The sequence below is a fragment of the Streptomyces anthophorae genome (genome assembly GCF_049310305.1).
In the GTDB taxonomy this organism is placed as follows: Bacteria; Actinomycetota; Actinomycetes; order Streptomycetales; family Streptomycetaceae; genus Streptomyces.
On record NZ_JBLWQQ010000001.1, the window covers coordinates 7,570,531 to 7,595,378 of the forward strand.

Annotated in this window: 22 protein-coding genes and 1 pseudogene; 11 read left to right on the forward strand and 12 right to left on the reverse strand. The window is 69.3% G+C overall.

Going from position 1 to position 24,848, the window contains the following annotated elements; all coding sequences use genetic code 11:
* Positions 1-77 precede the first annotated feature (77 nt).
* Together ACNYS0_RS34435 and mltG are read left to right on the forward strand one after the other, a co-directional pair.
* Positions 78-1,892, forward strand: coding sequence for an ABC transporter ATP-binding protein (locus tag ACNYS0_RS34435; RefSeq protein WP_422479292.1), 1,815 nt, complete (start codon positions 78-80; stop codon positions 1,890-1,892).
* Between the two features lie 133 nt (positions 1,893-2,025).
* Positions 2,026-2,859, forward strand: coding sequence for an endolytic transglycosylase MltG (gene mltG, locus ACNYS0_RS34440; protein ID WP_422479294.1), 834 nt, complete (start codon positions 2,026-2,028; stop codon positions 2,857-2,859).
* Positions 2,860-2,966: 107 nt separating this feature from the next.
* On the opposite strand, the gene ACNYS0_RS34445 is transcribed toward mltG, so the two are convergent.
* The 6 genes from ACNYS0_RS34445 to ACNYS0_RS34470 form a co-directional block, all read right to left on the reverse strand.
* Positions 2,967-4,052: an NAD(P)-binding domain-containing protein gene (locus ACNYS0_RS34445; RefSeq protein WP_422482854.1), complete on the reverse strand. Its 1,086-nt coding sequence runs from the start codon at positions 4,050-4,052 to the stop codon at positions 2,967-2,969.
* A 109-nt stretch (positions 4,053-4,161) separates the two neighbouring features.
* Complete coding sequence (locus ACNYS0_RS34450) at positions 4,162-5,334, reverse strand: LLM class flavin-dependent oxidoreductase (RefSeq protein ID WP_422479296.1); 1,173 nt, start codon at positions 5,332-5,334, stop codon at positions 4,162-4,164.
* A 4-nt stretch (positions 5,335-5,338) separates the two neighbouring features.
* Positions 5,339-6,388 carry an ABC transporter substrate-binding protein gene (locus ACNYS0_RS34455; protein WP_422479298.1) on the reverse strand — a complete coding sequence of 350 codons (1,050 nt, stop codon included), beginning with the start codon at positions 6,386-6,388 and terminating at the stop codon, positions 5,339-5,341.
* A 122-nt stretch (positions 6,389-6,510) separates the two neighbouring features.
* Positions 6,511-7,278: an ABC transporter ATP-binding protein gene (locus ACNYS0_RS34460; RefSeq protein ID WP_422479300.1), complete on the reverse strand. Its 768-nt coding sequence runs from the start codon at positions 7,276-7,278 to the stop codon at positions 6,511-6,513.
* Complete coding sequence (locus tag ACNYS0_RS34465; protein ID WP_422479302.1) at positions 7,251-8,144, reverse strand: ABC transporter permease; 894 nt, start codon at positions 8,142-8,144, stop codon at positions 7,251-7,253. The genes ACNYS0_RS34460 and ACNYS0_RS34465 overlap by 28 nt, the downstream gene beginning before the upstream one ends.
* Positions 8,145-8,280: 136 nt before the next feature.
* Positions 8,281-8,394 (reverse strand): putative leader peptide, encoded by a 114-nt coding sequence (locus ACNYS0_RS34470; RefSeq protein ID WP_422479304.1) that lies wholly within the window; start codon positions 8,392-8,394, stop codon positions 8,281-8,283.
* A 92-nt stretch (positions 8,395-8,486) separates the two neighbouring features.
* Between ACNYS0_RS34470 and ACNYS0_RS34475 the strand changes: the two genes are divergently transcribed.
* On the forward strand, positions 8,487-8,912 hold the full coding sequence (locus tag ACNYS0_RS34475; RefSeq protein WP_422479306.1) for a YjbQ family protein: 426 nt from the start codon (positions 8,487-8,489) through the stop codon (positions 8,910-8,912).
* Positions 8,913-10,128: 1,216 nt separating this feature from the next.
* Here the strand turns inward: ACNYS0_RS34475 and ACNYS0_RS34480 are convergent.
* The 3 genes from ACNYS0_RS34480 to ACNYS0_RS34490 are packed head-to-tail and all read right to left on the reverse strand — an operon-like array spanning position 10,129 to position 12,899.
* Positions 10,129-11,319 carry a hypothetical protein gene (locus ACNYS0_RS34480; RefSeq protein ID WP_422479308.1) on the reverse strand — a complete coding sequence of 397 codons (1,191 nt, stop codon included), beginning with the start codon at positions 11,317-11,319 and terminating at the stop codon, positions 10,129-10,131.
* Between the two features lie 4 nt (positions 11,320-11,323).
* Positions 11,324-11,725, reverse strand: coding sequence for a hypothetical protein (locus tag ACNYS0_RS34485; protein ID WP_422479310.1), 402 nt, complete (start codon positions 11,723-11,725; stop codon positions 11,324-11,326).
* Between the two features lie 7 nt (positions 11,726-11,732).
* Positions 11,733-12,899, reverse strand: coding sequence for a hypothetical protein (locus ACNYS0_RS34490; protein ID WP_422479312.1), 1,167 nt, complete (start codon positions 12,897-12,899; stop codon positions 11,733-11,735).
* A 145-nt stretch (positions 12,900-13,044) separates the two neighbouring features.
* Between ACNYS0_RS34490 and ACNYS0_RS34495 the strand changes: the two genes are divergently transcribed.
* The 3 genes and pseudogenes from ACNYS0_RS34495 (at position 13,045) to ACNYS0_RS34505 (ending at position 14,694) form a co-directional block, all read left to right on the forward strand.
* Positions 13,045-13,236, forward strand: a complete 192-nt coding sequence (locus ACNYS0_RS34495) for a hypothetical protein (protein WP_422479313.1) — start codon at positions 13,045-13,047, stop codon at positions 13,234-13,236.
* A 569-nt stretch (positions 13,237-13,805) separates the two neighbouring features.
* Positions 13,806-14,019, forward strand: a pseudogene (locus tag ACNYS0_RS34500) (hypothetical protein); the annotation flags it as partial.
* Positions 14,020-14,199: 180 nt separating this feature from the next.
* Positions 14,200-14,694, forward strand: coding sequence for a hypothetical protein (locus tag ACNYS0_RS34505; RefSeq protein WP_422479315.1), 495 nt, complete (start codon positions 14,200-14,202; stop codon positions 14,692-14,694).
* Between the two features lie 54 nt (positions 14,695-14,748).
* Here ACNYS0_RS34505 and ACNYS0_RS34510 read toward each other — a convergent pair whose 3' ends face one another.
* Both ACNYS0_RS34510 and ACNYS0_RS34515 read right to left on the reverse strand, forming a co-directional pair.
* The gene (locus ACNYS0_RS34510; RefSeq protein WP_422479317.1) at positions 14,749-16,173 is read right to left on the reverse strand and encodes a NucA/NucB deoxyribonuclease domain-containing protein; all 1,425 of its coding nucleotides are present in this window, start codon (positions 16,171-16,173) and stop codon (positions 14,749-14,751) included.
* Between the two features lie 585 nt (positions 16,174-16,758).
* A complete protein-coding gene (locus ACNYS0_RS34515; protein WP_422479319.1) occupies positions 16,759-17,745 on the reverse strand; it encodes a helix-turn-helix transcriptional regulator in 987 nt (328 codons plus the stop codon).
* Positions 17,746-17,902: 157 nt separating this feature from the next.
* On the opposite strand from ACNYS0_RS34515, the gene ACNYS0_RS34520 reads away from it, so the two are divergent.
* Positions 17,903-19,312: an aminopeptidase P family protein gene (locus ACNYS0_RS34520; RefSeq protein WP_422479321.1), complete on the forward strand. Its 1,410-nt coding sequence runs from the start codon at positions 17,903-17,905 to the stop codon at positions 19,310-19,312.
* 35 nt (positions 19,313-19,347) lie between these two features.
* On the opposite strand, the gene ACNYS0_RS34525 is transcribed toward ACNYS0_RS34520, so the two are convergent.
* Positions 19,348-20,340, reverse strand: coding sequence for an AraC family transcriptional regulator (locus ACNYS0_RS34525; protein WP_422479323.1), 993 nt, complete (start codon positions 20,338-20,340; stop codon positions 19,348-19,350).
* Between the two features lie 126 nt (positions 20,341-20,466).
* Here ACNYS0_RS34525 and ACNYS0_RS34530 point away from each other — a divergent pair, with 126 nt between their 5' ends.
* The 4 genes from ACNYS0_RS34530 to ACNYS0_RS34545 all read left to right on the forward strand — a co-directional run bounded on the left by ACNYS0_RS34530 (position 20,467) and on the right by ACNYS0_RS34545 (position 24,834).
* Positions 20,467-21,441 carry a quinone oxidoreductase family protein gene (locus ACNYS0_RS34530; RefSeq protein WP_422479325.1) on the forward strand — a complete coding sequence of 325 codons (975 nt, stop codon included), beginning with the start codon at positions 20,467-20,469 and terminating at the stop codon, positions 21,439-21,441.
* Positions 21,442-21,483: 42 nt separating this feature from the next.
* Complete coding sequence (locus ACNYS0_RS34535) at positions 21,484-22,362, forward strand: TauD/TfdA dioxygenase family protein (RefSeq protein ID WP_422479327.1); 879 nt, start codon at positions 21,484-21,486, stop codon at positions 22,360-22,362.
* A gap of 65 nt (positions 22,363-22,427) precedes the next feature.
* A complete protein-coding gene (locus ACNYS0_RS34540; RefSeq protein WP_422479329.1) occupies positions 22,428-23,480 on the forward strand; it encodes a beta-keto acid cleavage family enzyme in 1,053 nt (350 codons plus the stop codon).
* Positions 23,481-23,526: 46 nt separating this feature from the next.
* Entirely contained in the window at positions 23,527-24,834 is a 1,308-nt protein-coding gene (locus ACNYS0_RS34545) for an MFS transporter (protein WP_422479331.1), read from the forward strand.
* The last annotated feature ends 14 nt before the right edge of the window (positions 24,835-24,848 follow it).

Below are 24,848 nucleotides of genomic sequence, written 5' to 3' on the forward strand. Positions count from 1 at the left end.
GACCCTGTGCATTGTGAATAGAGGTAACAATGCATTATGCTCCTCGAAGTCGAATCCCAGAAGTGCCTAGGAGGCCCATGCGCAGCCCCGAGATCCCTTGGACGCCGCCTCCCGATGCCCAGGCATCGGGCCAGCCGCGGCAGATCCGCCGCATCCTGTCCCTGTTCCGCCCCTACCGCGCCCGGCTCGCCCTCGTGGGCCTGCTGGTAGCAGCCGCGTCCCTCGTCACGGTCGCGACGCCGTTCCTGCTCAAGGAGATCCTCGACGTCGCCATCCCGCAGGGCCGCACCGGGCTGCTCAGCCTGCTCGCCCTCGGCATGATCGTCAGCGCCGTCGTGACGAGCGTCTTCGGTGTTCTTCAGACGCTGATCTCGACGACGGTCGGCCAGCGCGTCATGCACGACCTGCGCACGGCCGTCTACGGCCGGTTGCAGAGCATGTCCCTCGCCTTCTTCACCCGAACCCGCACCGGCGAGGTCCAGTCCCGCATCGCCAACGACATCGGCGGCATGCAGGCGACCGTGACCTCCACCGCGACCTCCCTCGTCTCGAACCTGACGAGCGTCGTCGCCACGGTCGTCGCGATGATCGCCCTCGACTGGCGCCTGACGATCGTCTCGCTGCTTCTGCTGCCGGTCTTCGTGTGGATCAGCCGCCGGGTCGGCCGCGAGCGCAAGAAGATCGCCACGCAGCGCCAGAAGCAGATGGCCGCGATGGCCGCCACGGTCACCGAATCGCTCTCCGTCAGCGGCATCCTGCTCGGCCGCACCATGGGCCGTGCCGACTCCCTCACCAAGTCCTTCGCCGACGAGTCGGACGAACTGGTCGGCCTGGAAGTCAGGTCGAACATGGCGGGCCGCTGGCGGATGGCCGTCATCAGCATCGTCATGGCCGCCATGCCCGCGGTCATCTACTGGGCGGCCGGCATCGCCCTGCACTTCGGCGGCCCCAGCGTCTCGATCGGCACGCTCGTCGCCTTCGTCTCGCTCCAGCAGGGCCTGTTCCGGCCGACCGTGAGCCTGTTGCAGACCGGCGTCCAGATCCAGACCTCGCTCGCCCTGTTCCAGCGCATCTTCGAGTACCTGGACCTGCCGGTCGACATCACCGAGCGCGAGGACGCGGTCCGTCTCGACACCGTCAAGGGCGAGATCCGCTTCGAGAACGTCGAGTTCCGCTACGACAGCGACGACGAGCGGCAGGACGCGATCCTCGACGGCATCGACCTCACCGTCCCCGCGGGCGGCAGCCTCGCCGTCGTCGGCCCCACCGGCTCCGGCAAGTCCACGCTCAGCTATCTGGTGCCGCGGCTCTACGACGTCACGGGCGGCCGCGTCACGCTCGACGGCGTGGACGTACGGGATCTGGACTTCGACACCCTCGCCCGCGCGATCGGCGTGGTCTCGCAGGAGACCTACCTCTTCCACGCCTCCGTCGCCGAGAACCTCCGGTTCGCGAAGCCCGACGCCACCGACGAGGAGCTGTACGCGGCGGCACGTGCGGCCCAGATCCACGAGCACATAGCCTCGCTGCCGGACGGCTACGACACCGTGGTCGGCGAGCGGGGTCACCGCTTCTCCGGGGGCGAGAAGCAGCGCCTGGCCATCGCCCGCACCATCCTGCGGGACCCGCCGGTGCTCATCCTCGACGAGGCGACCAGTGCGCTCGACACCCGCACCGAGCACGCCGTGCAGGAAGCCATCGACGCGCTCTCCGCCAACCGCACGACGCTCACGATCGCGCACCGCCTCTCCACGGTCCGCGGCGCCGAGCAGATCGTGGTCCTCGACTCCGGGCGCATAGCCGAGCGCGGCACGCACGAGGAACTGCTCGACCGGCAGGGCCGCTACGCGGCGCTGGTGCGGAGGGACGCGCGCGTGGAAGCGGCGGCGTGACAAGGCGCGCGCCCCGGCTCCGTGCCCGGCCCGCCATGACGTCGGCGAGAACAGTGGGGAGAGAGACCGTGAGGGAGTCGAGGAGGACAGAGATATGTCAGGGATGTTCTGAGGCAGGGGTTACCGTTCCGGCATGCAGACCGAGACTCCGCGACGGAGCACGACGCGACTCACGCGCCGAGGACGCGTCGCCATGACGGTGACCGGGGCCGTCGTGGCGGCGACCGCCGTCGCCGTACCGCTGGCGCTTGCGGGTGAGGACGAGCCGAGCCGGGTGCTGACCATTCCGGAGGGCTGGCGTTCCGGCCAGGTGTACGAGGCCGTGGACAAGGCGCTCGACGTACCGGCCGGCACCACGAAGAAGGCCGCCCCCAAGGCACACCTCAAGCTTCCGGGCGACGCGGGTGGCAACGCCGAGGGGTACCTCTTTCCGGCGACGTATCCGTTGGACAGTGGGTCGACCCCGCAGTCGGTGCTGTCGTACATGGTCGACACGGCCAACAAGCGGTTCGGCGGCAGCGGCACCACCGCGGGCGCCGAGCGCAACGCCGTCAACCCGTACCAGCGCGTCATCATCGCGAGCATCGTGCAGGCCGAGGCGGACAACAAGGAGGACATGGGCAGGGTCGCCCGCGTCATATACAACCGGCTCGATCACGACATGCCGCTTCAGATGGACTCCACCATCAACTACGCGCTCGGTCGCTCCACGCTCGACACCACCCACGACGACACCAAGATCAATAATCCGTACAACACCTACGCGCGCAAGGGGCTGCCGCCCACGCCGATCGGCAACCCGGGGGAGCAGGCGATGCGGGCGGCGAGCAGTCCGGCGTCGGGTGACTGGCTGTACTTCGTGACGGTCAAGCCGGGGGACACCCGCTTCACCGCGGATCTGGCCGTGCAGGAGAAGAACGTGGCGGAGTTCAACAAGAACCAGGCGAAGGCCAAGAAGGACGACTGACGGGCCCGCACCGTTGAAGGCCGCGGCCGGCGGGTGAGGCGAGGCGCCGCCTTAGCCGCGCCCCGTATCTCCGCGCCCGCGCCTCGCGGCCTCGTCGCCACACCGCCTCACACCGCGACCCGCGTCCTCCGCCCCAGCAGGCGCTCGATGTCGCGGACCGCGGCGCGTCCCGCGCGGTTCGCGCCGATGGTGCTCGCCGAAGGGCCGTAGCCGACCAGGTGGATGCGGGGGTCGAGGGCCGCGTGCGTACCCTCCATCCGGATCCCGCCGCCGGCTTCCCGCAGCTTCAGTGGCGCCAGATGCTCGATGGAAGCCCGGAAGCCGGTGGCCCAGAGGATCACGTCGGCCGCCACCTCCTGCCCGTCGTCCCAGGCCACGCCGGTCGGCGTGATCCGGTCGAACATGGGGTGCCGGTCGAGCACACCGTTCGCGCGGGCCTCCCGGACCGCGTCGTTCACCGGAAGCCCGGTCACCGACACCACGCTCAGCGGCGCGAGCCCCTGGCGTACCCGGTCCTCGACCAACGCCACGGCGGCCCGCCCCTGCTCCTCGCCGAAGGGGCCCTCACGGAAGACGGGCGGTCGCCGCGTCACCCAGGTCGTCGAGGCGGCGTACGGAGCGATCTCCATCAGGTGCTGCGTCCCGGAGGCCCCGCCGCCCACCACCACGACGCGCTGACCCGCGAACTCCTCGGGCCCCTGGTACTGCGAGGTGTGCAGCTGACGCCCGCGGAAGGTCTCCTGCCCCGGGTAGCGCGGCCAGAAGGGCCGGTCCCAGGTGCCCGTCGCGTTGATCAGGGCGCGCGTCGACCAGACCCCGTCCGAGGTCTCGACGAGCAGCCGCCCGCCCTCCCCTTCGCGCACCGCCCGCACGTCGACCGGGCGCCGCACGCGCAGGTCGAAGGCCTCCTCGTACGAGGTGAAATAACCGGAGACGACCTCGGAGGACGGTCGCGCGGGGTCGGCGCCGGTCAGCTCCATGCCGGGCAGCGCGTGCATGCCGTGCACCTTGCCGTACGTGAGCGAGGGCCACCGGAACTGCCAGGCGCCTCCAGGGCGGGGCGCGTGGTCGAGGACGACGAAGTCCCGCTCCGGCTCGAAGCCCACCCGGCGCAGGTGATAGGCGGCGGAGAGACCGGCCTGACCGGCGCCGACGACCACGACGTCGACCTCGTGGCCGATGTCGTGGCCGATGTCGTCTGGGCGCGCCCGAGCAGTGAAGGTGTCGTCTCGTTCCCCGATGTCGTTCACGTTTCTACCAACTCCATCGGGGTGCGAGATCTTCCCGTCCAGGGGGCCCGCCTCAGCGGCCGCCCGCGACCGCCAGTGGCACACCACCGGATCGGCGTGCGACCGGCTCCACGAGCCCGCGCGCGGCCAGTTCCGGAATGACACCCTCCCCGAACCAGTACGCCTCCTCCAGATGCGGATAGCCGGAGAGCACGAAGTGCTCGATGCCGAGCGCGTGGTACTCCTCGATCCGGTCGGCGACATCGGCGTGGCTGCCGACGAGCGCGGTCCCGGCGCCACCGCGCACCAGGCCGACCCCGGCCCACAGATTCGGCGAGATCTCCAGGCCCTCCCGCTCACCGCCGTGCAGCGCGAGCATCCGCTGCTGTCCGACCGACTCGCTGCGCCCGAGCGCGGCCTGCGCGGCGGCGACGGCCTCGGGGGAGAGGTCGTCGAGCAGCCGGTCCGCGGTGGCCCACGCGTCCCGCGCCGAGTCGCGCGAGATGGTGTGCAGCCGGATCCCGAACCGCACCGTCCGCCCTTCGCGCTCGGCCAGCCCGCGAATCCAGTCGATCTTCTCCTTCACCTGCTCCGGCGGCTCGCCCCATGTCAGATACACATCGGAGTGCCGCGCCGCGACGGGCCCCGCGGGAGCCGAGGACCCGCCGAAGAAGATCTCCGGCACCGGGTCGGGCGCGAGGGCCGTATAACCACCGTCGACCCGGTAGTGCTCCCCGGCGAAGTCGAACGGTGCCTGCGAGCTGCCGCCCCACACGCCACGCACCACCGAAAGGAACTCGTCGGTGCGGGCATAACGCTGATCGTGGTCGAGATGGTCACCGAAGCGACGCTGCTCCGCCGAGTCACCGCCGGTGACGACGTTGAGCAGGAGCCGCCCGTTCGTGAGGCGTTGATACGTCGACGCCATCTGCGCGGCGAGCGTCGGCGAGATCACCCCCGGCCGGAACGCCACGAGGAACTTCAGCCGCTCGGTGTGCTGCGCGAGCGCGACCGTCGTCAGCCACGCGTCCTCGCACCACGTCCCGGTCGGCGTGAGAACGGCCTCGAACCCCAACTGCTCGGCAGCCTTGGCGATTTGAACGAGATAGTCGAGATCGGGCGCGCGCACTCCGGATGTCGGCCCGCCCGGCGAGCGCTCGAGAGCCCCGCCGCTGAAGGCGTGCCGGTCGACGAGCGTGCGCCCGTCGCCGCCGGTCGGCAGGAACCAGTGCAGATGAACGTTCACGAGGTCAGGACTCCTTTCCGTACGCGCGTGGGGCGGTGGTGGAGGGCGGCAGCTCGCCGTTGAAGCGCGTGTCGACGTACTTCGAGAAGTCGACCTTGCGCGGAATGAGCTTCAACTTCGTGAACGTGTCGGCGATTTGCTGCTCGGAGGCGATGACGTTCTTGTCGACGGCGACCGTGACACGTGTGCCGTTCGTACGCTTCACGGCGTCGTACGCCGCCGCGTACGGCAGCCCGGTGTCCTTGGCCCACACCTTCGCCCACGCCTGCGGGTGCTTGAAGACCCAGTTCTGAGCGCGCCGCAGCCGGTCCAGATAGTCCTTGACGGCGGCCGACTTCTTCTTGTCGGCGAGGGCACCCGGCGCGGCGACCTGGAAGGCGAGCCCGTTGGTGACACCGTCACCGTCGGTGAGCACGCGACCGAGCTTCGCGCGCAGCGCCTGCGAGGTGTACGGGTCCCAGACGGCCCAGGCGTCGACCTTGCCCGCGGTGAACGCCGCCAGCGCGTCCGCCGGTTGCAGATACTTGAGCTTGACGTCCTTCAGTCCGAGCCCGACCTTCTTGAGCGAGGCGACGAGCTGGTAGTGCGCGGAGGACCCCTGAGCCACGGCGACCGACCTGCCCTTGAGTTCCGCCGCGCTCTTCAGCTTGGAGTCCTTCGGGACGAGGATGGTGTCACCCTTGGCGGTCCCGTGACTGGCGGACACCACCTTGATCTTCGAGTCGGCGCCGGCCGCGAAGACGGGTGGTGTGTTGCCGACACCGCCGACGTCCACCGCCTTGGCATTGATGGCTTCGAGGAGCGGCGGGCCCGAGGTGAAGGTGGACCAGTGGATCTTGTAGTCCAGATCGTCGAGCTCACCGGCCGCCCTCAGTACGGCCTCCGAACCACCCTTCTGGTCACCGACGTTGAGCGTGAGCGAGCCCTTCCCGTCGGTGCCGCCGCCGCTTCCTCCGCTGCCGGCTGAGGTGCTGGCGGTGGAGGCGCCGGAGCAGGCGGCGAGCACGAGGGCGAGTGGGGTGAGGAGAGCGCCGGCTATGTAAGGGCGTCGCATGCCAAGTCCGTTCAGGATGAGGGTGGTTGATGTCTTACGGGGGGGCGGGGCGGGAGTGAGGGCGGGGACAGAACAGGGGGGCAGGGGAGACGGAAGGGGGAGTCGGAGGGGGCGGAGGGAGGTCAGTGGGACGACTCGTCCACGCCCAGCCGGTGCAGCAGTTCTGCGCGCAGCTCGGCGAAGCGCGGATCGGTGAGATCGCGCGGCCGCTCCAGATCGATGCGGGCCTCGTGCGCGATGACACCGTCGTCCATGACGAGCACCCGGTCCGCGAGCAGTACCGCTTCCTCGACGTCATGTGTCACCAACAGCACCGCACAGCCCCGCTGTTGCCACAGTTCGCCGACCAGTCGCTGGGCCGTGATCCGGGTCAGCGCGTCGAGCGCGCCGAACGGCTCGTCGAGCAGCAGCAGGTCGGGCTCGCGCACCAGGGCGCGGGCGAGCGAAGCGCGCTGGGCCTCGCCGCCGGAGAGCGTCTTGGGCCAGGCGTCCGTACGGTGCCCGAGCCCGACCTCGTCCAACGCCCGCTCGGCGACGTCGCGTTCGGGATTGCCCGGCAGGCCGAGCAGCACGTTGCGCCACACCCGCTTCCACGGCATGAGCCGCGGTGCCTGGAACGCCACGGCCTTGCGTCGTGGCACGAGCACGGTGCCCTCGATGTCGCGGTCGAGCCCGGCGAGGATGCGCAGCAGCGTGGACTTGCCGCACCCGCTGCGCCCGAGAAGGGCGACGAACTCCCCTGGCCGAATGTCCAGTTGAAGGTCGTCGATGACGGCGCGCCCGCCGAAGGACCGGCTGAGTCCTTCGACGTGCACGGCGGAGCCGGCACCCACGGCGGTCTCGGCCGAAGGGGTCGCCGGGGTCACCGGCCGGTGAACGTCGGTCGCCATTGCAGCAGCACCTTTTCGAGAGAACGGACGACGAAGTCGGCGAGCAGGCCGAGGAACGCGTAGACGATCAGGCAGACGACGATGACGTCGGTGCGCAGGAAGTCCCGGGCCTGCACCATGAGGAACCCGATGCCGGCATCGGCATTGATCTGCTCGGCGAAGACGAGCGCCAGCCACGCGATACCGAGCGAGTACCGCAGCCCGGTCATGGCTCCGGGCAGCGCACCCGGCAGGACGACATGGCGCACGAGACCCCACCGGCCGAGCCCCAACGACTCCCCCGCTTCGATGAGTTGGGAGTCCACACCGCGAATCCCGGCGTACACGTTCAGATACAGCGGAAAGGAGACCCCGAGGGTGATGATGGCGACCTTCGGTGCCTCGCCGATCCCGAACCAGATGATGAACAGCGGGATCAGCCCGACGAACGGCACGGTCCGCAGCATCTGCACACTCGCGTCGACGAGATCCTCGCCGACCCGGAAAAGGCCGGACAGCAGCGCGAGCCCGGTCCCGACGACGACACCGCACAGCAGCCCGACGGCGACGCGCTGCAACGAGACGCCCATGGCCGCGGGCAGCGAACCGTCGGAGACGAGGTCCGCACCGACACGTGCGATGGTGCCCGGCGACGCCAACACCTCGGGCGTCAACACCCCTACGGACGTGAGGACTTGCCACAGTACGAGGAGGAGCAGCGGCCCACTGGTGCGGCGCAGCCAGCGGGGCACACGGGTGCGCCGGGCGGAGGAGGGGACGAGGGGGACGAGCTCGGGCGGCGAAGCCGGAGGCCCGGGTGAGTCGGGACCGGCGGGCAGGCCCTGTTTTTCGGCAGGCGAAACGGGCGGAGCATGACTGATGCTCATGGCACTCCATGGCAGGCGAGGGCACGCCTCGGCGTCAGCGGGCGCGCGTCAGCGGCGCGCCGTCACGGACGAACATCAAGGCGGCAACGGAAGGAAAGTGAAGAGAAAGCCGCAGGTGAGGCTTGAGAAGAAGGCGTCAGCAGCCGAAACGACACGCGGCAGAGGCCACCCGCAGCAGGTCGATGTGACCGCGCGTGGTGAGCATGGCTGAACGCAACATGCGGCAGAACGTATCCAGTTGCCGACACATGGTCAACGCCGTCTCAGCGGGTGGACCGCGAATCCCGGAGGCCGGTCGCCCCGGCCAGGCGCGGGGCGGCCCTTCTGGGGGACAATGTCCCCATGTCAGACGTCTTCACGACCCGAGTCCTGGACCTCACCACCGGCTCCACCGAGCGCATCGTCGACCTCACCCGCGACTGCGAGTCCTTCCTGCGCGAGGCCGCCCAAGGCCGCGACGGCCTCCTCAACCTCTTCGTTCCGCACGCCACGGCCGGCATCGCCATCATCGAAACGGGCGCCGGCAGCGACGACGACCTCCTCGCCGCCCTCCACACCCTCCTCCCCGCGGACGACCGCTGGCAGCACAGCCACGGCTCCCCGGGCCACGGCCGCGACCACGTCCTCCCGGCGATCGTGCCGCCGCATGCGACGCTGCCGGTGGTGGCGGGCGGACTGGAGCTGGGGACGTGGCAGTCGGTGTGTTTGGTGGATACAAATGTCGATAACGCCAACCGGAGGGTTCGGTTGAGCTTCTTCGGCGGGTGAATCGTTCTGACCGCACGATGGGCGGGAAGCGCGGCCGCACCAACTGGACGATCGACTGCGTGCCCGAACCTGTCGCCCAAGCTTGCACCAGTTCTGCTGGGCGTTTCTCTGTCGGGGCGGGATACTCAGGATGTCTCGTAGGGGTGCCATGGTCGCGGGCCGCCGCTGAAGTACGTACGTGGCTACAGCTACCCGCGCCGGGTATCCGACTGGGCATGCTTGCTCCGATCTACACCTCGCGCAGCACCGCAACGACTGTGTGGGCCTTTGCGGTTGCCATTCACGTCCGCCGCCGTCGGAGGTAGGTCCGACAACCTCTTTAGGAGCGAGGTTGGGCGATCACGGGTGCGAACTGCGGGTTCCTTGGCTTGGGCGGGGTCCTGGCTGTGCACCCCCCTGAGTACTTCGACTCCCCGTGGCTCCCTGTCCGTTCTGGCACGAGATTGGCGCGCCCTTGGGGCCGTGCCATCATCTGGCCCCGTCACCGTCATTGCGGCTCTGGCGGTTGTAGCGAGCAGCTGCCCCTCCGGCCGGAACACGTGCCTGTAAAACGCCATGGCCACATCTGACCGCGCGACTGCTGTGCCAGCGCGGGCGCGCGTCATGCCGTCCGCCAGCGCGGGCCACCACTCCTTGAAGAGGCTCTCCTCGCCCTTCGTCTGCTGACCTATCCCGTGCACTGCCAGCACGCGTGCCACGCCGTCCCCCGAACTCATCTCAGCCTTGAAAAAGTCGGCACAAGCCGTCCCGCGTGCCCTTCAGGAAATCAGACGTCCCGCCTTGCGGGCAGCCTCTTCAGCAACTTTGATCAAGCTTCAGTGCTCTCGGTCATTAGACCTGGCCCGTGGGAGCCCTGGCAGGGGGCAAGAGCGCCGACCGCTCGCGGAACCGGGAACCGAGAAGGTCGTGACCGACGCGCTCGGTAATCTGCTCACTGCCGAGCGCGCCTCCGCTGCTGTCGGGCAGGGATGACGAGTTCGTGGCTGCGATTCTCAGCGGGATTCGAACCTACGCCCTCTTCGACCCGGAGGAAGTTCAGAGCGGACGTGCACGCCCACGGCTACGCTGACGGTTGTCTTAACGGCGTTTCGCGGAGTCGAGGGGTAGCAACTGAGACAACTGCGGAGCATGGCTATAGCTGGAAAGCGGGTCCCTCCTGAGAGTCCGACCCCGGCCCAGGAGGGGCCGAAATGCCGCTGCGCTGTCCAGTCGTTGGTCAGGGGCAGCCGGGGAATCGGGGTACGGGAAGCGGGTTCGGGAGCGGGTGGCGCGTCCAGCCGGTGTCGTGGTCCCAGTGCAGGACGTGGGTCTCGTCCAGCAGGCAGCCGACCCAGAGGCCGTTGATGCCGGCCGGTACGTTCGGAGACCGCTGGGGCAGCAGGTCCGGGTCGGCGAGGCGGTGCCATGCGGAGGAACGCATCCAGGTGAGCCAGAAGAACACCTCGCGGCGCGGTCGGTCGGAAGCTGCGTTGAGCTTCAGGGCCAGGTCCCCGTGCAGCCCGAACTCGACTTCCAGCAAGTCCACCAGCTCCGTTCCACCGTCGGTGTCAGCAATGGGCGGTTGCTTCGCAGGGAGCGCGGTCCGCCAGGTCAGGGATCGTGCGAGGGCGATCCGTTCGCTCACCTCCCGGCGGGCCAGTTCGACGAGTTCGGCATCGGTGTGGCGACCGGAGAAAAGAGCTCGCGTCGTCTCGGTCGACTTCCGTTCGTCCTCGGCCCGGCGCTTCTCCAGCGAAGCGAGGAAGTCGGGACTGAACGACCACAGCACTGGGCCCATCCGGGGAGATTCCGGGAGGGGCGAGGGTGGTGGGGGCTTTCCCTGGCGGCGGTTCTTCTCGGCCTTCCCGGCCCAGTGGTCCGGGTTGAAAGCCGGCATCTGGTCGTACCCCGTCAGCAGGCCGGCGCTGATGTAGCCGGTACTCGTCTCGCTGGGCACGGAGCAGCCGGAGGCCACGCTGGCATTGCCCAGGACGCCGTACGGGCACGCCTTCTCGTGGAACGGCTGCTCAATACAGGCTGTGCCGGGGCCGAAGCGGTTCACGCCACGCCGTTCCAGCTCGGCCAGGGCTGGGCTGATGACGGTCAGGGCATCCTTGAAACGAGGGTGCCCCTTGCGGCCTCCGTAGGTTGCCTTCGCCGTGCTCTCGAACACCACGTGCCAGCCCAAATGCAATTCGGGCACCGCACGCTCCTTGAGGTACGGCTCCCAGGAGCGCCGGTTCTGCTCAGCCACACTGCTGGTCACCTGTGTGACCTCAACCGCCCGATCGCCGCCGCACATGAAGTCGAAGCGCCCGTTGAGATCCGCGCGCACCTCATGGAAATCACCGCACCGGGGGCAGTGGTCATACGGTTCGACGGTTTCACCCGTGCAGTACCGCAGGACGCCTGCCGCCCTCAGCTCCACGGGATCACTTGCTCGGGGCATGAGCCTCGTCCGTCCAGGCAGGCGCGTCCCAAGGGAGTACCAGCTGTTCCAGCGGCAGACGGGACAAGGTCTTGAACAAGTCGTCCCGGCGGTACCCGAGCCCCGCGGCGATGAGAATCCGCACATGCTGATCCAGTTGCTCGATCATGGCCGAGGGCAGGCCGACGGCCTCCGGGATGACCCACGCATCCCGCAGGAGCACCGCCAGATCGGTATCGCCGACCGGCAGATGGACATGCAACTCCCACGGCGGGACGGTCCGAAGAGGGCCCCGTACCGCCCGGCTCCGCCGCGCGAGCAAGCGCCGACCGGCCACTTGGAGAGCACGCAGCACCGCCATTTCGGCCATGGCCGCCGCCACGGTCTCACGAGGGCTCTGGTCCATGATTCTCCTACTGGATCTCGGAGGCGTGCCGCGGCTGGAGGAACGGGATCAGCGGGGCCGGCATCACGGCGGGGGATCCGAGCAGCTCCCACTGGCAGTCCGGAACCTTGCCGTCGAGGTCGCGCAACGACCGCCGCATCATCAACAGGATCAGGGTGTCCGACGCCCGGTCCGTGGGGGACCAGTGGCGGTCTCCCACCTGGGCCATCAGCACCAGCCCCGACACGAAGGCCCTGCCCATCAGCCAGGCGAGGGCCGCGTCGCTCAGCTCGCCGGCCCCGAGTTCCGCCTCGACCCGTGCGCACAGGTCCAGCGCCCACTCGCGGGTTGCCCCGCTCACCTCCCAGGCGTCCCGCAGATCCTCCAGTGGGGCCGTCTCCGCCAGGACCAGCAAGGCGCCGCGGACGTCACCGTCGGGAACGGTGCTCATCCCGCCGTCAGGGAGGAACACCTCCCGGGCGGCATGAGGGACGTCATCGACCGTGTACTCGGCCAGTGACGCCCCCGGGTTGCCCCACCCCGTCGGCTGCACGGCCCGCAGCATGTCACCGACCCCCTGCGGCGTGACGGCGGCACCTCCACGCAGCACCGTGGTCACCGCGGCAGCCGTGACCTCCCCGCCGGACAGGCTCGGAGGTTCCGGGTTCGCGTCCAGGTCGGCCAGCTCGGGGGGTGGCCACGCCACCCCCCGCTCACGCATGTACCGGGCAATGCCCTCATCGATCCGACGCACCCGCGCAGGAATGAGCCTCACTCGCCGCCCCGAGGCCACCACCTCGTCGGCGACGCACTCCGCCCACTCCTCCCCGTCCTCCCCCTTTTCCGGACCTTCCTCGCCGAGCCCGGCGCCCAGGCCCCGGACCGCCTCGCCGAAGGCGCCCCGCACGGCCTCCTCCGGCACCGGGTGCCCTTCGCCGAACAGTGCCAGCGCCAGATGAGAGGGGCGAGCGCCCCTCCGCGCCAGCCGGGCGAGCGCCACGACCAGACCGAATGCCTCGTCGTCCGGAACCGACGCGCTCCCGCGCCCCCGGCCCAGCGCCCGCTTCGTGTGTCCTGGCAGCAGGCCCGCCCGCCGCCACGAGGCGAGTTGCTTCGCCGACACCACGAAACCGTGCCGACGCGCGTGCTCGACGAGCTGCTGATCAGCGGAGACCGGACCACCAGGAGAAGACATGGCGCGAATCTACCCACTTCCGCCGGAAGAGGACGCGCCTTCGGGAAATAGAGACCCCCCACCTTTATCCGGGCCGGGCGCACCGGGCCTGGTGATCTGGGGGAGACGCCGGAGCATACGGCCTGGCCGCACATCAGGAGGAACCATGCTCACCGCACTGACCGCACTGCTCCCGACCACTGGACCCCTGCTCTGGGTCGTGATCACTGTCCTGTGCATCCGGATCACCGTTCACATCGTCATCGACGTCGTCGCCTTGCTGCACCCCCGCCGCTCTCGCCGGAGGGAAGCCCGGCAGATCCTCGACTGCCACGTCCCCGTCCCCAGGCGCCTGTGACCCTCCTGGAGACGTGACCGCGGGATGGCGGCAAAGGCCGCCCCGGCTCCACGGAGCGGTCACTGACCGGCCATAGCCGGTCAGCGGTTGCCAACAATGGGGCGCAAAGGGAGTGCGGACACCGTGGACGGTGCAGCACGGCTGGCACCCACCGGACCGCCAGTGCTGCTCTGATCAGGCAAAACGACATCGGGCAGCGCGAGGCAGCGCGGCCCGGCACATTTTCTGACGTGCTCGCAATGGGTAGGTCTCGGGTGGAGGTTGAGCCGTTAGTCCGGCTCATGAGCGACCGACGCTGTTGACTGCTTCGCGCAACCCCTGTGCCCCGTTGAGAAGCAAATCATCCAGGCGGTTGAGGTGTCTGAACGACGTGATGCGGTGCCAGCTTGAGTGTAGGCGCGGACCAGTATCGCGCCGATGTGGTGCGCGTCCGCTGCCGCACGGGTGGAGGGGTTCCCGGCACCAGCCCGCGGAAGGTGGTGGTGACAACGCCGCGGCTGAACGACCAGCCTGCCTTCCCGCCCAGCTTTGCGTCTCAGGCCGGTGCCGCGGGGGATGCGGACGAGGTACATCCCGACGGCTACCTCTGGAAGCGCGACCACGTCGACGCCCAACTCGGCGACTCCCCAGCCGCATGGATCGACGACGACTTCACCGCCCTCGACCACGATGGGCCCCCGACGCACCACTGCGGGAACGCCCACCCTGCTCGTGCAGCCCGATCCGCACGTCGGGCTGCTCCCCGAGCACCTCCTGGCAGTGGTCATCTGGGCTGCGAGCCTGATGCAACGACCGTCAATGGCAGCGGCGGCGCAGGCAGGCAAGGCCTTCGCCGACGGGCGTCGGCAATCGGCCATGCGCCCGCGACTCTCTGGCCACGGCGCGACACCCCTGAAAGGCTGACGCACGTGGAAGCATCCGATGCCGGTGCCGCAGAGTGTGCACCTGGTAGGGAGGACTCGTATGGGGCAGTTGCTCGCCGCTGGGACTGTCGAGGTTCTCGTTGAGAACGGCACGCTCGGCCTGGTCGAACAATCGCGAGAGAGCGACATCCACTACCCGGATGCGTCGGCAGGGAGCTGGTTGCGCCCTGCCGAGGGGATGGTTCACGCGCACTGTCCCTCGAACGTGATCGATGCCCGGGTGCGCGTGGAACTGTGGAAGGGGGACCCGCCCGGCGAGGGCGTGTGGTCGCACGACGAGGAAACCGAGGTGTTCTTTCCCGCGGGGGAATTGTGCGTCTATACGCTGGGCGAGACGCTCCCTACGGAGATCGGACTCGCTGCCGCCGGGCGATACCGGGTGCGGATGTCGTGGGCGTTGAACCCGGAGGCCGGCCCGTTCTACTCCCCGTTCAAGGGGCAGGTCGGCGCTCTCGAGTACGCCGCGGACGGTCACGAGGCAGATCTGGAAGGCGTGGATCAGTACTGTCTGGCGCAGGTCTGGAATCTTGACTGACGTACCGGGCTGCCGCCGTGCCGTCGACACGACGGCAGCCCACGCCGACACTCGTCAGTCGCCGATGGCAATCACGAAGGCGTCGTTGTCGATGATGCGGTCGTTCTCATACCAGGCGTTGAGCCGGCGTCCGGCTTCTTCGTTCTCCTGGCTGTCGATGTACTTCACCGAGTAGTCGTACTCGTACTGGCTGCCGTCGTACATGTAGCGGGCCGCGCCTTCGTAGCTGGACGCGAAGGGGTACTCGTCGCACTGGACCCCGTCGGCCGGGCCGCCGGGCACGTCTCCGCCATTGCAGTAGGCCCGTACGACGTTGCGGTTGTCCCGGACGCGGGTGCGCTGAGTCGCACCGGCGGCGGGGACCAGACGGTGCAGCGGGTCGGTGGCCTCCGCTCCGGGCAGGTTCTTGTCGCTCTTGGGCGGCAAGGTGGAGTCCGGGTCGTTCCGGGCGTCTGCGATGTGGTTGGCGACGGCGGCGACACCGAGGTACGGCTCTCCGGGCGCGCTCGGGTCGCTGGTGTCGCTGCGGTCGTACCGCAGCGCCGGCGTGGTGTCGCTGAAGACCGCGCCCATGTTGCCGCGACGGAGGTAGGCCGCGCTGTCGAAGCGGAGCTTGCCCTCTTCGCCGTCGGTGGGCTGGAACTGGTCGTATCCGGGGATCGTGAACTCGTACTTCGGGCGGAAGTCGGCATTCGCGATCTGCGGGCCCGCAGCAGCACTGGGCGGGCTGGAGGCGAACGACACGAGGTCGAACTTGGTCTTGCCGTCCCTCTTCCAGGCGCCGGGGGAAGCGGTACGGCCCTCGTACATGCCACTGTCACAGGCGTCCTCGGCGCTGCCGTTACCGCTCTCCCACGTGCCGTCGCATTCGAGTTCCGCCTTCATCGTGGCGCCCGGCTTGTTGAAGTGCCCGGTGGAACTCCACACGTCGACATCGAGGTCGAAGTCGGCGTAGCGGTAGTAGCTGCTGTCGAACCATCCGCCGATCTTGGCCTTGCCGATGATGGTGTTGCGGGAGACGAACCACCCCTTGATGTAACAGCCCGGAGGCCACAGGCCGCACTGGATCGCCGGGATGGCGATGAGGTGCCGCTGACAGTACGAGAAGCGGTTCTTGATCCAGCCACCGTCGTTGCTGGAGCTGTCGTTGGCGGCGCACTCGTCGACGTTGTCGATGTACTGGTACGGGTCGGCGGGCTTGCGTCCGCGATTGAAGCGCTCGCTCGGCACGGTGTAGGAGCGGCCGGCAGCGTCCTTGGTCTGGTTCTTGGGCTGGGCGGACGGGCCGCTGGTGGGCTTGAGGTCGAGCCGGCCCAGATCCCCGTCGGCGGACAGGGCGTCGACGACCTTTTGCGGGTCTGCGACCAACTCCGGTTCGGTGATGACGTACGCGTCACCGGGCTTGAGCGAGGTGGCCTGTCCCGGGTCCTCTGGAGTGTCGGCGGCCTGGGCGGGCAGCACGGACAGAGCGAGCAGCACGGCCGACAGGGCTGTAACGACCGTTGTTCTTCTGCGGAATAACATGATCCTCCGTGACGTCGGTGTCACCGACGCGCAGAGGGCAGCCGCAGGAGGTCGACCTGGGCATGCCAAGCCGCGAAGCGTGTTCTACGTAGGCGTCCACTGGTCAGTTCGGACGCGACCCCCGTCACGTCGGCCGTTCACGCCCCTGGGGGCACGCCGGTCTCAACGGGAGTCAGATTGCTCTCAACTCCCAACCAAAACAATGAAGTTGAATCAATCTGACTCAAAGAGCGGGGCACCGAGAACCGACCTGACCGAGTGCTCGGCATATGCCATGAGCTCAGCCTCCTCGCTCGACGACGCAGCGGACAGCCGGAGGAACGCCCCGTCTCCGTTCGAACGGATTGGCGTGATATCGCTCCCTGGACGGGCTCGTCACGGCACAGTCAGGGGGCACGGCATGCTGCCCAGCCGGTCCGGTCAGCCTCCGTGGTGGGGTCTGCCGCACGATCGGGCGGCATCTGAACTGGCTTGCCCTGAGGGGCGGGTGGGAAGCAGCCCGCACCACTCATGTGGACAGTGTCGGGCGCGGCGGAGCTTTCACAGCCATCCGTTGCGCTGCGCGTGCAACGCCAGCTGAAAGCGGTTCGCGGCGCCGAGCCGGGCCATGAGGATCTGCAGGCGGCGGAAGAGGGTGCGTCGGCTGATGCCCAGTTCGCGGGCGATGGTTTCGTCGCTCGCGCCGCCCGCGAGGAGCCACAGCAGACGGCGGTCGGCGGGCGGCGGGCCGCCCGGGGTCGTGGTGCGGCCATGGAACGGCAGGGCCTGGCGCCAGCACTGCTCGAACAGGGCCACCAGTGCGGACAGCAGCCCGCACGGCTGTACGACCAGCGTCGTGTGGTTCACGTCGGCCTCTTCGATGGCCAACGACACCAGGGCGTACGCGTCGTCGATGATCACGAGCTTCACCGGTACCGAGGGGAGCACTCGGGCCTGCTCGCCGGCGTTGATGCACGGTTCGATGGATTCCCTCAGGCGGCCTGGATGCTCCAGCGACTCACGTGAATAGACGACCCGCTGGGTGACGCCGCGGGCGAGCGTGGCCAGCGCGTCGCCCGTGGACTCGGGCATGGGAGTGTACGGCGGGGACTCCAGCTGGCGGATCTGCTCGCGGGCACTCGCCCAGGCCTGTCGCGTCCGGGGGCCGACGGCATCGCCGGTGACGACCTCGACGAGCGTGTCCCGGTGGGTGGCGAGCCGTCGGCGCCTGAACGACTCGAAGGCACCGCCGACGGCGACCCGTGACTCCTCGAGTTCCGCCGTCCGGTGCCGTGCGAGCACCTCCAGAGCGGCGGCCGGCGGCACCGGCGCCACCGGATCCCCGTCCGGCCCGGCGGCCACGGCAAGACCCAGGTCGACGAGCGCGCCGTACGCCGCGTCCGCGTCGTCGGCCCGGTCCATGCCCGCCGCCGCGGCGATCTCGCCCAGCGGAGCGGGAGCCAGGTCGAGCAGCGCCGGATAGAGCCGGGCCGCCGCGTCGTCGAGGCCGAGCAGCCGGAGGGCCGCACCGAGTTTCACGTTCGTCATGAAGCGCATTATCGGCGCCTTCCGGAGCTCGCGTGTGGCCGATCCGTGCCAGTGGCACTGCTGGGCACCACAGGGATGCCGAGCGGACTACGGTGCGCGACGACCGCTGCCGACAGCGGAACACCCCGAGCACCTACAGGATGGGAAGGCGTACGTCATGGCGGAAGGCCGCAGGAACGGGCTCTACTCCGGGATCTCCAAGGAACTGTCCACCCTGATGCGTACGAGCTGGGCGGACACCGAGCGGCGCGACCTGCCCCTCGACGAGCAGGCCCCGTACGCGGCCGCCCGGCGCGCCTCGCTCTCCGCGCGCTTCCCCGGAGAGCGCCTCGTCATCCCCGCGGGGAACCTCAAGGTGCGGTCGAACGACGACACCTACCCGTTCCGCCCGTACTCGGCATACGTACATCTGACCGGGGACCAGGCCCGTGACGGCGCGCTGGTGCTCGAACCGCGCGCGGACGGCGGCCACGACGCGTACTGCTACCAGCTTCCGCGCGACAGCCGCGACGACGACGGGTTCTGGACGGGCGCCACCGCGGAGCTCTGGATGGGCCGCCGCCGTTCCCTCGCGGAGGCCCGGAGCCTACTCGGCATCGAGTGCCGGGACGTCCGCACGGCCGCTGCCGACCTGGCTGCCGGCGGAGCGCCCACCCGCATCGTCCGCGGAGTGGATCCGGCGTTGGAGGCCGCCGTCACCACGGACGCCACCCGTGACGCCGAACTGGTGACGGCACTCGACGACCTGCGCGTCGTCAAGGACGCGTGGGAGATCGCCGAGATCCGTGGCGCGGTCGACTCGACCGTGCGTGGATTCACCGATGTGGTCGGGGAGTTGTCGAAGGCGGTCGAGACGTCCGAGCGGTGGATCGAGGGAACCTTCTTCCGCCGCGCACGGCTTGAGGGCAACGCCGTCGGCTACGGCAGCATCTGCGCGGCCGGCGAACACGCCACGATCATGCACTGGACCGACAACGACGGCCCTGTGCGCCCCGGCGACCTGCTGCTCCTCGACGCCGGCGTGGAGTCACGGACCCTCTACACCGCCGACGTCACCCGCACACTGCCGATCAGCGGCCGCTTCACGCCCGTCCAGCGCCAGGTGTACGACGCGGTGTACGAGGCCCAGGAGGCGGGCTTCGCGGCCGTGAAGCCCGGCGCCAAGTACCGGGACTTCCACGAGGCGGCGCAGCGCAGTCTCGCGGCCCGGCTCGTCGAGTGGGGCTTCATCGAGGGCCCGGCCGAGCGCGCCTACGAACTCGGTCTCCAGCGGCGCTTCACCATGGCGGGCACCGGCCACATGCTGGGCCTCGACGTCCACGACTGCGCGCAGGCCCACACCGAGGAGTACGTCGACGGAGTCCTCGAGCCGGGCATGGTGCTCACCGTCGAGCCCGGCCTGTACTTCCAGGCCGACGACCTGAGCGTGCCCGCGCAGTGGCGCGGCATCGGCGTGCGGATCGAGGACGATCTGCTGGTCACCGCCGACGGCCACGAGAACCTGTCGGCGGGCCTGCCGCGCTCGGCGGACGAGGTCGAGGCGTGGCTGGACCGGCACGCGGGCTGACCCGGCGGCAGGCGCCGACCGGGAGGCCACCGGTCCTACGGCGTCGGCCAGTGGCTGGGGGCGCAGCCGAAACGGGTGCGGAACCAGCGGGAGAAGTTGCTCGGTGCCGAGAACGAGAGGAGCTCGGCGATCTCGGTCTGCGAGTATCGCCGGCTCTCCAGCAGCCGGACCGCGAGCTCGGCCCTGGTGTCGTTGAGTACGGTCGTGAACGTCTCCCCGTGCTCGGCCAGTTGGCGGTGGACGGTCCTGCGGTCGACGCCGAGGCTGCGGGCGACCTGCTCCATCGAGCAGCGCCCGGTGGGCAGCAGAAGTTCGATCAGCTCGCGGACGCGCTCGAGCACGGTCGTGTCCTTCGCGGGCTCGATGCCGTCCAGGAACTGCAGTGCGTAGGCGAGGAGTTGCGGGTCCGACATCCGGTTCGGCGCGCTCAGGTCCGCCGCGTCCAACGCGATGCCCGTGAAGTCGTGGTCGAACGAGACGATCGGGCCGAAGATCCGTTGGTGGGTGGACGGATCGTCGGGCGGGCGATGGGCGAAGCACACGGCGAGTGGCTGCCAGTCGGGCCCGAGGAATCCGCGCAGCAGTCGGTGCAGCACGCTCACCACGAGCTCCACCGACTGCCTCGTCTCCATCGGTTCGCCCGGCTCCAGGCGGACCCGGACGACGGCAGATCCGTTCGCCTCGGACAGGTGCAGGCGCAACGCCTCGTTGTAGACGTGCTCGTAGCGGATGAGGAGCTGCACGGCGCTGCGTACATCGGGCTCCTCCCGGATCACCAGGCTCAGCGGTCCGAGGTTGGAGAATCGGCGCAACTCTCCGAGCCGCAGCCCGAAGTCCTGCTGTCCGGACTCCGACGCCGACTGCTCCAGGAGCTGGATCACCGAGGCCGAGGGCAGCCAGCGGTCCTGAAGGCTCAGGCTCGCCGGGTCGAGTCCGTTCGCCCGCATGAGCCGCGCCGGATCGATGCCGACGGAGCGGCTCAGGTCGAGGTAGCCGCTGAGAGACGCGTATCGGGACTGCGGTTTCAACGGGCCTCCGATGTCCCCAAAAGATAAATCTGATGTCCGTTGAGGATAAGCGCGTTTCGGCTGTCACGCCTAGCGTTCTCTGCGTCAAACCCCGCTTCGACCAGAACAGAGCGCGAGGAGAACACCGTGGCGCATGCCATCCGCTTCTACGAACCCGGCGCCCCGGAAGTGATGCGCTGGGAGTCCGCCGAGGTCGGTGAGCCCGGTCCCGGAGAGGTCAGGGTCCGGCACTCCGCGGTCGGGCTCAACTTCGCCGACACCTACTTTCGCACCGGTCTGTACCCGGCCCCGCTGCCCGCCGGCCTCGGCGTGGAGGGTGCGGGCGTCATCGAGGCCGTGGGCCCGGGAGTCCTGGACTTCGTCCCGGGGGACCGCGTCACGTACACCGGCAGCCCCCTCGGCGCGTACAGCACGGAGCGGGTGATGCCGACCGCGTCGCTGATCAAACTGCCGGAGGTCATCCCCTTCGACACCGCGGCGGCGATGACGATGCGCGGACTGACGACCGCGTACCTGCTGCGTCGCATCCATCCCCTGAAGGCCGGGGACACCGTGCTGCTGCACGCCGCGGCGGGCGGTGTGGGGCTGATCTTCTGCCAGTGGGCGAAGCTGCTCGGCATCCGCGTCATCGGCACCGTCTCCACCGAGGAGAAGGCCGAGACCGCCCGGGCGCACGGCTGCGACGAGGTCGTCCTGTACCGGCGGGAGAAGGTGGCGGACCGGGTGCGCGAGCTGACGGACGGCGCCGGCGTCCCCGTGGTGTTCGACAGCATCGGCGCCGACACGTACGCGACATCGCTGGACTCCCTGTCCCCGCGCGGACTGCTGGTGTGCTTCGGCACCTCCTCCGGCCCCGTACCGCCGATCGACGCCATGCAACTCGCCGTCAAGGGCTCGCTGTTCGTGACCAGGCCGGCCCTGGCCGACTACATCGCCGACCCCGACGAGCGCGCCCGGCTGGTCGGTGAGCTGTTCGGTCACGTCGGTTCGGGGCGCATCCGCATCGAGATCAACCAGCGGTACGCCCTTGCCGACGCCGTCCAGGCCCACCGCGACCTGGAGGCCGGCCGAAGCACCGGCTCCTCGGTCTTCTCGCTCTGAGAAAGCCGACGCCCCTGCACCCCGACGAGAGGAGAGAGCGCGATGAGCACACCGACCCGTGCCGCTTCCACGATCACGGCACAGCCCCTCACCTGCCACATCGGAGCCGAGCTGTTCGATGTGGACCTCGGTGAAGTCGCCCGCGACGACACCCTGTTCGCGGAACTGAAGGCGCTGCTGCTGAAGCACAAGGTGCTGTTCCTGCGTGATCAGCACTTCACCCGCGCCGAACACGTGGCACTGGCCGAGCGGTTCGGTCCGCTCGAGGACCACCCGGTGGCCGGCAGCGATCCGGACCACCCCGGACTCGTCCGGATCTACAAGGACCTGGACAGCCCGCCCGAGCACTACGAGAACGCGTACCACTGCGACGCCACATGGCGGGAGAACCCGCCCATGGGCTGCGTGCTGCGGAACGTGGAGGCACCTCCTGTCGGCGGCGACACCATCTGGGTCGACATGGCCGCGGCGTACGAGAAGCTGCCGGCCGAGGTCAAGGCACGGATCGACGGACTGCGTGCCCGGCACAGCATCGAGGCGTCCTTCGGCGCCGCACTGCCGCAGGAAGAACGCCACGCACTCAAGGAACGGTTCCCCGACGCCGAGCACCCCGTGGTGCGCACCCACCCGGAGACCGGGGAGCGGATCCTCTTCGTCAACGCCTTCACCACGCACTTCGTCAACTACCACACCCCGCAGAACATCCGGTGCGGCATCGACTACGCGCCCGGTGCCGCCGACCTGCTCAGCCATCTGATCAGTCAGGCCACCATCCCGGAGTACCAGGTGCGGTGGCGATGGACCCCGAACAGCGTCGCCATCTGGGACAACCGCTCCACACAGCACTACGCCGTCCAGGACTACTGGCCGGCCGTCCGCAAGATGGAGCGCGCCGGGATCATCGGCGACCGTCCCTTCTGAGCCCGAGCGGCTCGAACCTCCTCCTCCTGCCCACCCGCACGAGCACCCGCGAACGGAGTACACCCATGCACTTCCACGACGATGCGCTCTTCCCCGAGAACCAGGACAAGCTGGTCATCACCAGCGCCCCGTACGGTCCGGAATGGGAGCCGGACGACTTCCGTGAGGACCTGCCGCTGACCATGGACGAGCACGTCCAGCAGGCGGTGGACTGCTTCGAGGCGGGCGCCACCGTCCTGCACATCCATGTGCGGGAACTGGACGGCAAGGGCTCGAAGCGGCTGTCGAAGTTCAACGAACTGCTCGGGCGGCTGCGCGAGGCGGTGCCGGAGATGATCCTGCAGGTCGGCGGGTCGATCTCGTTCGCGCCCGAGGGGTCGGGCGCCGACGCCAAGTGGCTGTCCGACGACACCCGCCACATGCTGGCCGAGCTCGATCCCAAGCCCGACCAGGTGACCATCGCGATCAACACCAGCCAGATGAACATCATGGAGCTGATGACCCCCGACGACATCGCGGGCACCTCCATGACGCGTCCCGAACTCGCCGAGGCCTACCGGGAGATGACGGTGCCGGCCGGACCCGCCTGGGTCGAGGAGCACCTGCGCAGGCTGCAGGCGGCGGGCATCCAGCCGCACTTCCAGCTGTCGAGCATTCCGCAGCTGGAGACCGTCGAGCGGCTGATCCGCCGGGGCGTCTACACCGGCCCGCTGAACGTCACCTGGGTGGGCATCGGCGGTGGATTCGACGGCCCCAACCCGTACAACATCATGCAGTTCATCAACCGGGTGCCGGACGGGGCGATCCTCACCCTGGAGACCCTCATGCGCAGCGTCCTGCCGGTCAACGCGATGGCGATCGCCATGGGACTGCACACCCGGTGCGGCAACGAGGACACCCTGTGGGGCCGCAAGGGCACCAAGGCCACCTCCGTCGAGCAGATCAAGCAGTTGGTCCGGATCGCCGGTGAGCTCGGCCGCGAGGTCGCCACCGCCAAGGACGCCCACGAGATCTACAAGATCGGTACCACGTACGCGGATGCGGACGAGACGCTGGCCAAGCTCGGCTACGCGCCGAACCGCAGGCCCGGCCAGGTCGGGTTCACCCACCACGCCTGACCGGTCGACAGCGACCGGCACCCGCCCCCAGCTCTGAGGAGTCATCGTGGCATTGCGCGAAACCGTGGGGCGGGCGCCGGCCCCACTCAGCGGAACCGGGACGCGACGTACGTACCCCTGGCTCGTCTTCGCCCTGGCCTTCGGGCTGCTGCTCTCGGACTACATGTCCCGGCAGGTGCTCAGCGCCGTCTTCCCGGTCCTGAAGGACGAGTGGTCCCTGTCCGACGCCCATCTGGCCTCGCTGAGCAGCGTGGTGGCGCTGATGGTCGGGCTGCTCACCCTGCCGCTCTCGCTCGTGGCCGACCGCTGGGGCCGGGTCAGGAGCCTGGTCGTGATGGCGGTGGTGTGGAGCCTGGCCACGCTGCTGTGCGCGGTCGCGGGGAACTATCAGGAGATGCTCGCCGCGCGGTTCCTGGTCGGGGTCGGCGAGGCGGCCTACGGCAGCGTGGGCATCGCGGTGGTGCTCAGCATCTTCGCCCCACGGGTCCACGCGGCGCTCGGCGGGGCGTTCATGGCAGGCGGGTCGTTCGGCTCGGTGGTCGGCGTCGCCGTCGGCGGCAGCCTCGCCGTGCACGTGGGCTGGCGCTGGTCCTTCGCGGCCATGGCGGTCTTCGGACTGCTGCTGGTCGCCGTATTCCGGGCGGTGGTCAGCGAGCGGAAGCTGGACGAGTATGCCGTCGAACCGAGATCGCCCGCGGCGGTGACCGGCGGGCGGGCACCGTTCACGAGCCTGTTCACCAACCCGGCGCTGCTGTTCGCCTACATCGGCGGCGGGCTGCAGATGTTCACCCCGGCCGTACTGCTGTCCTGGACACCGAGCTACTTCAACCGCTACTACCACCTCCAGGCGGACGAGGCAGCCGCGCTCGCCGCGGTCTTCGTCCTGCTCATCGGCAGCGGCATGGTGATCTGCGGGATCATCTCCGACCGGTTCGCCCGCTCCGACTCCCGCGGCCAGTGGACCGCGGGGGTGGCCTTCTGCGCCGTTTCACTGGTCTGCCTGTCGGCAGGCTTCGGCCTGGCCTCCGGGACGGCGTCGCTGATCCTCATCGGCTGCGGGGCGTTCTTCGCGGCCGGCTCCTCGGGGCCCACCGCGGCCGTCGTCACCGACCTGTCCCACAGCTCCGTACGGGCGACCGGGCTCGGGGCGCTCACGGTCGCCAACAATGTGCTGGGCCTCGCACTCGGCCCCTTCGTCGTCGGGATGGTCGCCGATCACCTCGGGCTGCTCGGAGCCCTGCGCCTCGCCCCGCTGATGTATGTCGCCGCCGTCGCCGCCCTGTTGCTCGGCAGGCGGTACCACCCGGCCGGGAAGCTCCGGCTCGACCGGCTCGCCCTGTCCACTGCCCGCTGAGCCCCCCCGAACCA